13 protein-coding genes are annotated in these 12496 nt (G+C 72.7%); 5 read left to right on the top strand and 8 right to left on the bottom strand.

What is annotated here, in order from left to right; all coding sequences use genetic code 11:
- Positions 1–38: 38 nt before the first annotated feature.
- The 7 genes from ABT015_RS37420 to ABT015_RS37390 form a co-directional block, all read right to left on the bottom strand.
- Entirely contained in the window at positions 39–1247 is a 1209-nt protein-coding gene (locus ABT015_RS37420) for an IS701 family transposase (protein ID WP_350887679.1), read from the bottom strand.
- 310 nt (positions 1248–1557) lie between these two features.
- Positions 1558–1776, bottom strand: coding sequence for a hypothetical protein (locus ABT015_RS37415; protein WP_350887676.1), 219 nt, complete (start codon positions 1774–1776; stop codon positions 1558–1560).
- A gap of 277 nt (positions 1777–2053) precedes the next feature.
- Positions 2054–2449 carry a DUF3099 domain-containing protein gene (locus tag ABT015_RS37410; RefSeq protein ID WP_350887673.1) on the bottom strand — a complete coding sequence of 132 codons (396 nt, stop codon included), beginning with the start codon at positions 2447–2449 and terminating at the stop codon, positions 2054–2056.
- Between the two features lie 183 nt (positions 2450–2632).
- A complete protein-coding gene (locus tag ABT015_RS37405; protein ID WP_350887685.1) occupies positions 2633–3181 on the bottom strand; it encodes an RNA 2'-phosphotransferase in 549 nt (182 codons plus the stop codon).
- Between the two features lie 32 nt (positions 3182–3213).
- Complete coding sequence (locus tag ABT015_RS37400) at positions 3214–4611, bottom strand: metallopeptidase TldD-related protein (RefSeq protein ID WP_350887670.1); 1398 nt, start codon at positions 4609–4611, stop codon at positions 3214–3216.
- Positions 4611–6203: a TldD/PmbA family protein gene (locus tag ABT015_RS37395; protein WP_350887682.1), complete on the bottom strand. Its 1593-nt coding sequence runs from the start codon at positions 6201–6203 to the stop codon at positions 4611–4613. Before ABT015_RS37395 ends, ABT015_RS37400 begins: the two co-directional genes overlap by 1 nt.
- A 136-nt stretch (positions 6204–6339) precedes the next feature.
- Positions 6340–7485 (bottom strand): MBL fold metallo-hydrolase, encoded by a 1146-nt coding sequence (locus ABT015_RS37390; RefSeq protein ID WP_350887668.1) that lies wholly within the window; start codon positions 7483–7485, stop codon positions 6340–6342.
- A gap of 315 nt (positions 7486–7800) precedes the next feature.
- Between ABT015_RS37390 and fabG the strand changes: the two genes are divergently transcribed.
- Positions 7801–8520 (top strand): 3-oxoacyl-[acyl-carrier-protein] reductase, encoded by a 720-nt coding sequence (gene fabG / locus ABT015_RS37385; protein WP_350887665.1) that lies wholly within the window; start codon positions 7801–7803, stop codon positions 8518–8520.
- Between the two features lie 2 nt (positions 8521–8522).
- Positions 8523–9290, top strand: coding sequence for an enoyl-ACP reductase FabI (fabI, locus tag ABT015_RS37380; protein ID WP_350887662.1), 768 nt, complete (start codon positions 8523–8525; stop codon positions 9288–9290).
- 85 nt (positions 9291–9375) lie between these two features.
- Here fabI and ABT015_RS37375 read toward each other — a convergent pair whose 3' ends face one another.
- Positions 9376–10050 (bottom strand): FadR/GntR family transcriptional regulator, encoded by a 675-nt coding sequence (locus ABT015_RS37375; RefSeq protein ID WP_350887659.1) that lies wholly within the window; start codon positions 10048–10050, stop codon positions 9376–9378.
- Between the two features lie 135 nt (positions 10051–10185).
- On the opposite strand from ABT015_RS37375, the gene ABT015_RS37370 reads away from it, so the two are divergent.
- From ABT015_RS37370 to ABT015_RS37360, 3 genes are all read left to right on the top strand, one after another.
- Positions 10186–11472, top strand: coding sequence for a CynX/NimT family MFS transporter (locus ABT015_RS37370; RefSeq protein WP_350887656.1), 1287 nt, complete (start codon positions 10186–10188; stop codon positions 11470–11472).
- Positions 11473–11539: 67 nt separating this feature from the next.
- Entirely contained in the window at positions 11540–11662 is a 123-nt protein-coding gene (locus ABT015_RS37365; protein WP_279634939.1) for an SGM_5486 family transporter-associated protein, read from the top strand.
- A gap of 160 nt (positions 11663–11822) precedes the next feature.
- Positions 11823–12350 carry a SixA phosphatase family protein gene (locus ABT015_RS37360; RefSeq protein WP_350887652.1) on the top strand — a complete coding sequence of 176 codons (528 nt, stop codon included), beginning with the start codon at positions 11823–11825 and terminating at the stop codon, positions 12348–12350.
- The last annotated feature ends 146 nt before the right edge of the window (positions 12351–12496 follow it).

Raw genomic sequence — 12496 nt, 5'->3', positions numbered from 1 at the left:
GATGAGGTGTTGGAGGAGGTCCAGGGCCTGGCCGAAGGTCAGGCCCTGGACAGGGCTTTTGGGAGGGCCCGCTGTTCGGTGAGGAACAGGTGGGCGGCGCTGACGAGGGTGACGTGGCGGTGCCAGCCGATGAAGGAGCGTCCCTCGAAGTGGTCCAGGCCCAGGCGGGTCTTCAGCTCGCGGTAGTCGTGTTCGATCCGCCAGCGTGACTTCGCCAGCCGGACCAGGTCCCTGGCGGGGATGTCAGCGGGCAGGTTGGAGATCCAGTATTTGACCGGTTCCGCCTCGCCTTCCGGCCACTGGGCGATCAACCAGGTGAGCGGGATCGTGCCGTCGTCGGCCGGCTTGGGACGCCGCCCGGCGAGGCGGACCCGCAGCAGGACGAAGTGCGAGCTCATCGCGGCTTTCGAGCCCTTGCGCCAGGTCACGCTCCGCCCGGCCCCGCGGCCGGCGGCCAGCACGTGCTCGCGCAGGGGGATCGGGCGGGTGCGGTAACGCGGCAGGGGCCGCGGGCCCAGGCCCCCGTAGGCGGGCCGGTGCGGTTCGGCATCCTCGCCGTGGGCGGTCATCTCGCCCTTGGCCTGCAGCACGTAGGCCAGGCGGCGGTCCTCCAGCCCGTGGCGGAAGTCGGCGTTCGCGCCGTAGGCGGTGTCCGCGACCAGTACGGCGGGCCGCAGTCCCGACTGCGCGAGTTCGTCGAGCATGTCCAGCGCCAGGGCCCACTTCGGCCGGTGGTGTTCGTCCTCGGGGATCCGGCAGGCCGCCCGCCGGCCGGCCGCCTCGGGTCCGTCCCAGGACTCGGGCAGGAACAGGCGCCAGGACAGCGGGCAGGAGGCGGTGTCGGAGAGCGCGTGGACGCTGACGCCGATCTGGCAGTTGCCGACCTTGCCCAGGGTGCCCGAGTACTGCCGGGCGACCCCGGGCGAGGCCTTGCCGTCCTTGGGGAAACCGGTGTCGTCCACGGCCCACACCTCGGGCCGCACCGCCCGCACGGCCCGCCTGGCCAGCCTGGCCCGGACGTCCTCGACCGGCCAGGTCGAGGACGTCATGAACTGCTGCAACGCCTGATGATCGACGCCCAGGCGCTCGGCCATCGGCTGCATCGACTTGCGCCGACCCTCCAGCAGCAACCCCCGCAGATACAGCCCGCCCTTGGCCCGCTGATCACGCCGGGCCAAGGGCGCGAACACCTCGGCCGCGAACTCCTCCAACCGACCCCGCCACACAGCAAGCTCCCCAGCCCTCATACGACCAGAGAACTACCGACCACACGATGCGACAAGCCTCCTAACAAAGCACTACTAGGCCCTGTCCGGCCGATCTTGCCGGGCCCGCGACGCCGGGCATCCCGCCTGGACGCACGCCCGAATCGCCCAAGTACGCCCAGTACGAGGACGATCCGGGCGCACGCCCAGCCGGGCGCGTAATGGGGGTACCTCCCGGCCGAAGGCTGGGGGAGCCGCGGGCTGATCCGCCAAGCTCGACCGGACAGGGCCTAGCGGTCCCGCGAGGTCAGGGCGTCTCGGACGACCCGGACGACCCGGACGGCTAGGACGACTAGGACGTCTCCGGGGTCCAGTCGGCGAAGGCGACGACCTCCTTGAGGAAGCCGCGCACGCTCAGGAACTGGGACAGGTGCTCGCGGTGCTCGTCGCAGGCGAGCCAGGTCTTGCGGCGGTCCGGGGTGTGCAGCTTGGGGTTGTTCCACACCAGCACCCAACGGGCGTTCGCCCGGCAGCCCTTGGCGGAGCAGATCGGCGTCTGCGGGGTGTCCATCGGGTCGTCCTCAGCGCTAGGCGGGTGGTCTGCACCGCCAGTGTTTCACGTGCTCCGCGCGGCCCGGAGTGAGCCCGCCCGGATCCGGGCATGGCGACGCCGGGCAGCCACGGGGGGAGCCGCCCGGCGTCGGTCCGTCGCTCCGACGGGGGATGCGGAGCGCGTACGCAGTATGTCACGCCAGGGGCCTCGGTTGGGGAGGTCTTGCATGATTAATCTGAGCTTCTTCTGAGCTTTCTTCAAGCCAGATTTTCTCGAAACGGCGCGAAACGGACGGTCAGTTCGGGCCCTGTGAAGGATCGGTGGCAGCGGTCTTTGCCCCTCCTGTACCAGGGGCCCCATCTGCCCCACCCCTCCCGCCCGTCCCACCGGGGCCGAGCATCAGCGGGGTGTCCAGCGGGATGTCGAAGGTGCTCGGCAGCCCCGGCGCCCGCTCCCGGCCCGCGTTGGCGATCAGGACGGCGAAGTACGGCAGCAGCACGGCGCCGGCCAGCGCCGCGAACGCCAGCCACCGCTGGACGTCCCACAGCACCACGGCGAGCAGCACGCAGACCGTCCGGAGCAGCATCGAGACCACGTAGCGGCGCTGCCGCCCGCGGACGTCCTCGGTGAGGCTGCTCCGCGCTCCCGTGATCCGGTGGACCTGCTGTCCACCGTCGGCGCTCTTGCCCATGTCGTACCGCCCTCGTCCACGCTCCCGCGCGACTCGCCGCGCGGCCTCCTCACGGTACGCCTGGGCGGCGGGGACGACGAGACCGGGTGGGGCGGACCCACCCGGTCGGGTGTGCGAGGGGACTGTCCGGCCGATCGGGACGGGTAATCGGGACGGGCAGTCGGAACGGTGGGGCGAGGGGCCTCACGACCGCCGGGAGAGGAACTGCGGCGGGACGGCGTCGGTGAGCCAGACACCGTTGTCGCTGATCCGGAACTCGTGGCCGGCCGCCGCCATCGCGGCCGCGTTCACGGTGAGCACCACCGGGCGGCCGTGCCGGGCACCGACCCGCACCGCCGTCTCGGTGTCCGCGGACAGGTGGACGTCCTGCCGGGCCATCGGGCGCAGGCCCTCCCGGAAGATCGACGCCAGGTGGCGGTCGGCGGTGCCGTGGTAGAGCACCGGGGGCGGCACGGCGGCGGCCAGGCCGAGGTCGACCGCCACCGTGTGGCCCTGGTTGGCGCGGATCGAGAGACCGTCCGCGGAGTAGCCGAAGCGGCGTTTGTTGTTGGTCGCCACCAGGTGGTCCAGATCGGCCCTGGTCAGCCGGTTGCCCTTGGCCGCGAGGGCCGTGAGGAGCACGTCGATCCGGACCCAGCCGGACTCGTCCAGCGTGACGCCCACCCGCTCCGGCTCGTGCCGCAGGATGCGCGACAGCATCTTGCTCGTCTTGACCAGCCGCTTCTCGTCCATCATGTCTCTCGTATCCCCCCGTTGGTCAGTGGCTATGAGGCCTGGCTGACCGAACTCATGTTGAAGTCCGCGACACGCACGGGTGGCATCGCGGTGCGGGTGAAGTAGTCGCTCCACTCGCGGGGCAGGCAGCGCTCGGTGCGGCCCGCCTCGGTGATCCGGTCCAGCAGGTCCACCGGGGACTCGTTGAACCGGAAGTTGTTGACCGCGCCGACGACTTCGCCGTTCTCGACCAGGTAGACGCCGTCCCTGGTCAGACCGGTGAGCAGCATCGTCGCCGGGTCCACCTCGCGGATGTACCAGAGGCAGGTGAGCAGCAGGCCGCGCTCGGTGCGGGCGATCATCTCGTCCAGGGTCGGCGCGGTGTCCTGGCCGGCCGTTTCCAGCACCAGGTTGTCGCCGAACGGGCGCAGCGGCAGGCCGGTGAGTCCGGCGGAGTGGCGGCTGGTGACCAGGTCGGTCAGCACGCCCTCGCGGATCCACTCCGTGGCGTCGATCGGCAGGCCGTTGTCGAAGACCGAGACGTTCCCGCCGGTCGAGTGCGCGAGGACGAACGGCGCCGACTCCAGGCCGGGTTCGGCCGGGTCCGTGCGCAGCGTGAGCGGCAGCCCGGCGAGCTTGTCGCCGATCCGGGTGCCGCCGCCGGGCTTGGAGAAGACGGTGCGGCCCTCGTGGGCGTCGCGGCCGACGGCGGACCAGGCGAGGCAGAGCATCAGGTCGGCGACGGCCGAGGGCGGCAGCAGCGTCTCGTACCGGCCGGCCGGCAGGTCCACCTTGCGGGCGCCCCAGCCGAGGCGCTTGGTCAGCTCGGTGTGCAGGGCGGTGACGTCCACGTCGGAGAAGTCCCGGGTGGCGGCGCCGGCCCAGGCGGAGCCGGACAGGTCGGCGGTCTTGGCGTTGATCTCGACCATGCCGGTCGGCTGGTCGTGGCGCAGCCGCAGGCCGGTGGAGGTGCCCAGGTAGCTGCTGGTCACCTCGTGCCGGGCGAAGCCGTACAGCAGTTCGCCCTGGGCGGCGGCCCGGGCGAAGGCCTCGCCGAGGGCCGGGCCGAAGGCGTCGAACACCGCGATCGAGGTCTCGGCGGGCGGCCGGGTGAAGTCCGGGGAGGACGGTCGGTCGGCCACCAGCGGCTGGGCGTCCTCGGCCGGGCCGGCCGCGCGGGCGGCCTCCTCGGCGGCGCGGACCAGGCCCTCCACCTCGTCCGGGGTGACGGCCTCGCGGGAGACCACACCGGAGGCGGTGCCCTCGGCCCCGGCCACGGTGGCGATCACGGTGAGGCGGCGGCCGCGGGTGACGCCGTTGGTGGTCAGCGAGTTGCCGGCCCAGCGCAGGTTGGCGGTGGACTCCTCGTCGGCGATCACCACGCAGCCGTCGGCGCGGGAGAGGCCGAGTGCCAGCTCGACCAGTTCGTGGGGCTGCATCGCGGTCATCAGTGACCCGCCTCCTGCTGGGTGTTGAGCACGTTGACGTTGCGGAACAGCGCCGACGGGCAGCCGTGGCTGACCGCCGCGATCTGGCCGGGCTGCGCCTTGCCGCAGTTGAAGGCGCCGCCGAGGACGTAGGTCTGCGGGCCGCCGACCGCCGTCATCGAGCCCCAGAAGTCGGTGGTGGTCGCCTGGTAGGCGAAGTCCTTGACCTGGCCGGCGAGTTCGCCGTTCCTGATGGCGTAGGCGCGCTGGCCGGTGAACTGGAAGTTGTAGCGCTGCATGTCGATCGACCAGGAGCGGTCGCCGACGATGTACAGGCCGTTCTCCACCCCGGCGAACAGGCCCTCGGTGTCCGGGCCGCCGGCGGCGGGCTGGAGCGAGACGTTGGCCATCCGCTGCACCGGCACGTGGGCCGGGGAGTCCGCGAAGGCGCAGCCGTTGGAGCGCTCGAAGCCCTTCAGCTCGGCCATGCCGCGGTCGAGCTGGTACCCGACCAGGGTGCCGTCCTTGACGAGGTCCCAGGACTGGGTGGCGACGCCCTCGTCGTCGTAGCCGATCGTGGACAGGCCGTGCTCGGCGGTGCGGTCGCCGGTGACGTGCATCAGCTCGGAGCCGTACCTGAGCGAGCCGAGCTGGTCGAAGGTGGCGAAGGAGGTGCCGGCGTAGGCGGCCTCGTAGCCGAGGGCGCGGTCCAGCTCGGTGGCGTGGCCGATCGACTCGTGGATGGTCAGCCAGAGGTTGGACGGGTCGATGACCAGGTCGTAGCGGCCGGCCCGGACGCTCGGCGCCTTCATCTTCTCGGCCAGCAGGGTGGGCAGTTCGGCGAGTTCGGCGTCCCAGTCCCAGCCCGCCGCGGGCAGGCCCCGGCCGTCGGGGGACGGCCCCCGGACGCCGGTGAGGTACTCGAAGCCGCGCCCGACCGGCGGGGCCAGCGTGCGCATCGAGTCGAAGGCCCCGGTGCGTTCGTCCACCGAGGTGGCCTCCAGCGTGGGGTGCAGCCGGATCCGCTGCTGGGTGGTGACGGTGCCCGCGGTGTCCGCGTAGAACTTGTTCTCCTGGACGGTCAGCAGGCTCGCCTGGACGTGCGAGACGCCCTCGGCGGCCAGCAGCCGCGAACTCCACTCGGCGAGCAGCGCGGTCTTCTCCGCGTCCGGCACCTCGAAGGGGTTCACCTCGTACGAGGAGACCCAGGTGGCGTCCAGGTACACCGGCTCGTCGGCCAGCTCGACCCGCTCGGCGGAGCCGGCGGCCCGGCTGATCCCGCCGGACAGCCGGGCCACCGCGACGGCCTGCTCGGCGACCCGCGCCGCCGCGTCGGTGGTGAGGTCCACCCCGGCGGCGAAGCCCCAGGCGCCGTCCAGCAGCACCCGTACGGCGAAGCCGAGTTGCACGCTGTCGGAGGTGCCGGCCGGGCGGGCGTCGCGCAGCCGCCAGGAGGCGCTGCGGACCCGCTCCAGGCGGAAGTCGGCGTGGGTGGCCCCGAGTTCGCGGGCCCGGGTGAGGGCGGCGTCGGCGAGGGTGCGCAGCGGGAAGGCGAGGAACAGCGGGTCGACGGCGCGCCCGTGCGGGGCGCCGACGCTGTCGGCCGGAGGGATCGGAGGCAATCGTGCTCCCTGGTCGCGGAGGGTGGCGGTGCGGCGCCACACAGGGGCGCCCGCACCGCATCATGGCCGGTCCAGGGGGTTTCGGCCAGCGCATTTCGGCCGGTGCGCCGCCGTGGTGGCCGGTCGGTCAGCCGACGATCTCCCACCAGCCGTCCAGCTCCGGCGGGTTGTCCACGTCGACCCGCTCGCCGGGGCGCGGCACGGCCAGCGGGACGGCCTGCGCCTTGGCCTCGACCAGCAGCCGCTCGATCGGCTCGGCCCACGGGTGCAGGCCCAGGTTGAAGGTGCACCAGTGCACCGGCACCAGCAGGCCCGCCTGGAGGTCGCGGTGGGCGCGCACGGCGTCCTCGGGCGTCATGTGGATGTCGGCCCAGGCGGCGTCGTAGGCGCCGATCTGCACCAGCGCGGCGTCGAAGGGGCCGTGCCGGTCGCCGATCCGGGCGTAGCCCTCGAAGTAGCCGGAGTCGCCGGTGTAGAAGACCTTGCGGTCGGGGCCGGCGATCACCCAGGAGCCCCACAGGGTGGTGTTGCGGGTCAGGCCGCGGCCGGAGAAGTGGTGCGCCGAGGTGAGGGTGAGCACCAGGTCGCCGAGGGTGCAGGTCTCGTCCCAGTCCAGCTCGATGATGCGGTGCTCCGGGACGCCCCAGCGGCGCAGGTGGCCGCCGATGCCCAGCGGCACCGCGAACGGCGCGGACTGGCTGCGCACCAGGCGCTTGACCGTCGCCATGTCCAGGTGGTCGTAGTGGTCGTGCGAGATCAGCACGGCGTCGACCTGCGGCAGCTCCTCCAGTTCCACCGGCACCGGGTGCAGCCGCTTGGGGCCGACGTGCGCGGCGGGGGAGCAGCGCTCGCTCCAGATCGGGTCGAGCAGCACCCGGGAGCCCTCGATCTCCACCAGCGCGGAGGCGTGCCCGTACCAGGTGATCGCCACGCCCTCGGCGGCCGGGCCGGGGCCGCCGGCGGGGCGGACGGTCGGCACGGGGTGGGCGGGGACGCGGCCCTCGCGCTCGAACAGCATCCGGCGGATGGTGCCGCGGTCGATGTCCGGGGCGGTGGTGGCCCGGGCCAGGGTGGAGGGGGCGTTGTGGAAGACGCCGTCGCGGTACTGCGGCGAGTCGCGCACCCGCTCCTCGTGCTCGCCGTCCGGCCGCCGGCCGAACGCCGCCGGCAGGTCGCGCAGCGACCAGGCGGCCGCTCCCAGGCCGGCCGCGAGGGCGGTCAGGGCCAGCAGCCGTCCGTTTCGGTGGGTGCTCCTGGGCCGTGCCTTGGTCATGCGCCCTGCCTTCGTTCCTCGCGGGACCCTTCGGGGGATCGGTACGGCCGGTCCCGGGTCGGCCCACACCACGGGGGCAACGGGTGCGCGGGGCCGTGTTGTTCCCGTACGGCGGCGCTGGCTCGGCTCCGGCGGCGGTTCGGTCGGGGCGGCTGAGCAGGTGCGGGGCGCTGCGGGTACGGATTGTCGGATTGCGACAGTTCCTCCGGTGCGGCGCTGTGGGAGCCCGATGCGCCGACACCGCCGACCGCCCGATAGCGTCACACTGCGTACGCGTTCCGACGTACGTCCGCACACACGGAGAGAGGTGGATCGTTGAGCCGCTCGGTTCTCGTCACCGGAGGAAACCGGGGCATCGGCCTCGCGATCGCCCAGGCCTTCGCCGAGGCGGGTGACAAGGTCGCCATCACCAGCCGCTCGGGCGAGGTGCCCGAGGCCCTGGAGAAGTACGACGTCCTCGCGGTGCGCTGCGACATCACGGACGCCGCGCAGGTCGACGCCGCCTTCACCGAGATCGAGGAGAAGCACGGCGCGGTCCAGGTGCTGGTCGCCAACGCGGGCATCACCAACGACACCCTGCTGCTGCGCATGTCCGAGGAGGACTTCACCTCCGTCCTGGACACCAACCTGACCGGCGCCTTCCGGGTGGTCAAGCGCGCCTCGAAGCTGATGATGCGCGCCCGCAAGGGCCGCGTCGTGCTGATCTCGTCCGTGGTGGGCCTGTCCGGTTCGCCGGGCCAGTCGAACTACGCGGCGTCCAAGGCGGGCCTGGTCGGCTTCGCCCGGTCGCTGGCGCGTGAGCTGGGCCCGCGCAACATCACCGTCAACGTGGTCGCCCCCGGCTTCGTCGACACCGACATGACCGCTGTGCTCAGCGACGAGCGCCGCGCGGAGATCGTCTCGGGCGTGCCGCTGGGCCGCTACGCGTCGCCCGCCGAGGTCGCCTCCACCGTGCGGTTCCTCGGTTCGGACGAGGCCGCGTACATCACCGGAGCCGTCATTCCCGTCGACGGCGGATTGGGCATGGGTCACTGAGCATGACTGGAATCCTCGAGGGCAAGCGCATCCTGATCACGGGTGTGCTGATGGAGTCCTCCATCGCCTTCCACGCCGCCAAGCTCGCCCAGGAGCAGGGTGCGGAGATCATCCTCACCGCGTTCCCGCGCCCGAGCCTGACCGAGCGGATCGCCAAGAAGCTGCCGAAGCCGGTCACCGTCCTGCCGCTGGACGTCTCCAGCGAGGAGGAGCTGGCGGGCATCGCCGACACGGTCCGCGAGCACCTGCCGACCCTGGACGGCATCGTCCACTCGATCGGCTTCGCCCCGCAGGACGCCCTGGGCGGCAACTTCCTGGACACCCCGTGGGAGTCCGTGGCCACCGCGATGAACGTCTCGGCGTTCTCGCTGAAGTCGCTGACCATGGCGCTGCTGCCGCTGATGCAGGACGGCGGCTCGGTCGTCGGCCTCACCTTCGACGCGCAGTTCGCCTGGCCGCAGTACGACTGGATGGGCCCGGCCAAGGCCGCCCTGGAGTCGACCAACCGCTACCTGGCGCGCTACCTGGGCGAGCGGGACATCCGCTGCAACCTGATCTCGGCCGGCCCGCTCGGTTCGATGGCCGCCAAGTCCATCCCGGGCTTCGGCGACCTGGCGGACACCTGGAACCACCGCTCCCCGCTGAAGTGGGACCTGAGCGACCCGGAGCCGGCCGGCCGCGGCATCGTCGCGCTGCTGTCGGACTGGTTCCCGAAGACCACCGGCGAGATCATCCACGTCGACGGCGGTCTGCACGCCATCGGCGCCTGACCGCTCCGCCGCACACCGCTGCCCGGCACCCTCGTGGGGGTGCCGGGCAGCGGCGTTCCGGCGTTCCAGGACGTTCCGGGGCGCCTCAGGCGTCGGCGGGGGTGCACGCGCCGATGGCGCGGCCGGCCTCGACGGAGGCGCGCTGGGCGTCGCCGGCCCGGATGGCGTCCAGGATGGTGGCGTGCCCGATGTAGCGCTCGGCGATCAGCTCGGGGCCGACGTCGTGCCGCAGGTGGGCGCGGGTGACCTCGCCGAGGTCGGCGTAGACGGCGGCCAGCACGTCGTTGTGGGCGGCGGCGACGACGGCCTGGTGGAACGCGGCGTCGGCCTGGATGAAGTCCTCGGCGTCGCCGGAGTGCCAGGCGCTCTCGCGGCGGCCCAGCGCGGCGTCCAGCAGGCCGAGGTCGCGGTCGGTGCGGCGGGCCGCGGCGAGGCCGGCCGCGGAGGTCTCCAGGGCGGCCCGCAGCTCGGCGACCTGCGCCTGGTCGGCGTCGGCGAAGCGGCGGTGCATGACCCCGGCCAGCTCGCTGGTGGCGAGCACGTAGGTGCCGGAGCCCTGGCGGATGTCGAGCAGCCCGTTGTGGGCGAGGGCGCGGACGGCCTCGCGGACGGTGTTGCGGGCGACGCCGAGCTGTTCGACGAGCGCGGCCTCGGTGGGGATGCGTGAGCCGACGGGCCACTCCCCGGAGGTGATCTGGGCGCGCAGCTGCGCGATCACCTGGTCGGACAGCGGGGTGCGCCTCGGCGAGGACAGCGCCACGGGTACTCCTTGCGGCTACGGTTCGATGGACGGGGCCGGCGGGTGGGAGGGCCGGCGTCCGGTGGGGGTGCGGGTCGGCACATCATGCCAATTCGAAGGTGCGCCGATTCATCCCATCATTCTATGATGGTGCCCATGCCTCCCGCAGCAGACACCACCGCCTCCCCACGAACCGAGGCCCGGCCGCAGACCGAGCGGCCCTCCACACCCTCCTCCGGCAAGTACCTGGGCTGGCTGTTCGCCGTCGCGATCGCCGCCGCCGCCTTCAACCTGCGCCCCGTGGTCACCAGCCTCGGGCCGCTGCTCGACCAGGTCCGCGCCGACCTCGGGATGAACCCGACGCTCGCCGGGCTGCTCACCGCCGTCCCGTCGCTCTGCTTCGGCCTGTTCGGCTTCGCCGCGCCCTCGATGGCCCGGCGGATCGGCCCGATCGCCGTGATCACCGCCGGCATGGGCGCGATCACCCTGGGCGTGCTCTCCCGCTCCTTCGCCGGCGGTACCGCGGTGTTCCTGCTGCTGACGGCGCTCGCGCTGGCCGGTGTGGCGGTCTCCAACGTGCTGATCCCGGTGGTGATCAAGCGCTACTTCCCGGACAAGGTCGGTCCGATGATCGGCCTGTACTCGATGGCGCTGTCGGCCGGCACCGCGCTGGCCGCCGCCGTCACCGTGCCGATGACCAGCGCGCTCGGCGGCGACTGGCGCTACGGCCTGGGCGTCTGGGCCGGTCTCGCCGCGCTGGCCCTGCTGCTCTGGCTCCCGGTGCTGCTGACCAAGCGCGAGCGCGGCGAACGCGCGGGCGGGGCGGCCGCCGCCAGGCTGCCGATCACCCGCAGCCGGACGGCCTGGGCGATGGCCTGCTTCTTCGGCCTCCAGGCCACCGGCGCCTACGTGGTGATGGGCTGGCTGCCGAAGATCTTCCAGGACGCCGGTGTCGACAAGGGCACCTCCGGGGTGCTGCTCGCGGTGACCATGGTGATCGGCGTGCCGGTCTCCTTCGTGCTGCCCAACCTGGCCGCCCGCCGCGGCGACCAGCGGCTGTTCGTCGTCGTGCTGGCCGCCTGCGGCATCGCCGGGTACGCCGGGCTGGCGCTGGCCCCGGCCGGCGCGTCGTGGCTCTGGGCGGTCCTGGTGGGCCTGTCCAACTGCGCCTTCCCGCTGGTGCTGACGATGATCGGGCTGCGCGCCCGCACCGCCGGCGGGGTCGCCCAGCTCTCCGCCTTCGCCCAGGGCGTCGGCTACCTGATCTCCATCCCCGGCCCGATCCTGATCGGCCGGATCTACCAGATGACCGGCGAGTGGTACGGCCCGCTGGGCTTCCTGGCGCTGCTGCTGGTGCCGCAGATGCTGTTCGGCCTGCGGGCCGCGATGGCCCGGCACATCGAGGACGAGGCGGTCCACCCCGTGGCGCAGGTCAAGGCCTGACCAAGGGACGGCCAACCCCGAGGGGTCGGTGACCGACGGGCGTGTCCGGGGTGGAAGAATCCCGGACATGCCCGTTCTCGATCCCAACCCGACCGACGGCCGCAAGCAGCTCGGACAGATCGCCCTGGCGATCGCCGGCATCGTGGTGCTGGTGGCGATCATCGCCTCCGTCGCCGCCGCCATAGGCTGATCCGGTCCGTTCCCCCCCCGCGTAGCACCGCCGTCCACCGGCCACCGCCGTTTATCGGAAGGCCGGACGAACGGCGGATGATGACACCCGCCACCCCTGCGAGTGGCGGCATCCGGGAGCGCCGCGCCCCGGAGCGGCTTTTCTGCCAAGCTTGCTGGGTATGAGCGCCGACACGTCCCGCAGGATCATCGTTCTCCGCCATGCCAAGGCCGACTGGCCCAACGGCGTGGACGACCATGAGCGGCCGTTGGCCGACCGGGGCCGTCACCAGGCCCCGGACGCCGGCCGCTGGCTGGTCGACTCCGGCATCAACCCCGAGTACGTGCTCTGCTCCACCGCGCTGCGCACCCGCGAGACGTGGAAGCTGGCGGCGCACGAGCTGCCGAAGCGGGCCCGCAGGACCGTGTACGAGGACCGGATCTACGAGGCCAGCCCCGGCGAGATCATCGCCGTCCTCCAGGAGACCCCGGAGGAGTACGCGGACGTGGTGCTGGTCGGGCACAACCCCGGCGTGCTGGGCCTGACCCAGATCCTGGCCGGGGACGCGGGCGACCGGGACGCGCTGGAGCGGCTGCGGCTCGGCGGCTTCCCGACGGCGGCGATCGCGGTGCTCAGCTTCAGCGGCTCGTGGAAGGGCGTCGAGCCGGGCGTGGCCGCGCTGGTCTCGTACCACACGCCGCAGGACTGACCTCGTCCGGAGCCCCGGCTTCCGTACGGGCTCCCGGGCTCCGGGCTTCGAGCCCGGCACCCCCCGCCCCGGACGAACCCGCTGAGCCCGCTGAGCCGTCTGAGCCCGCTGAACCCGACGAGCTCGACGAACCCGAGGAACCCGAG

Source organism: Kitasatospora sp. NPDC094016, assembly GCF_040304045.1.
GTDB lineage: Bacteria > Actinomycetota > Actinomycetes > Streptomycetales > Streptomycetaceae > Kitasatospora.
Note: the sequence above shows the minus strand (reverse complement) of the source record. Positions and strands in the feature narration are given on the sequence as shown.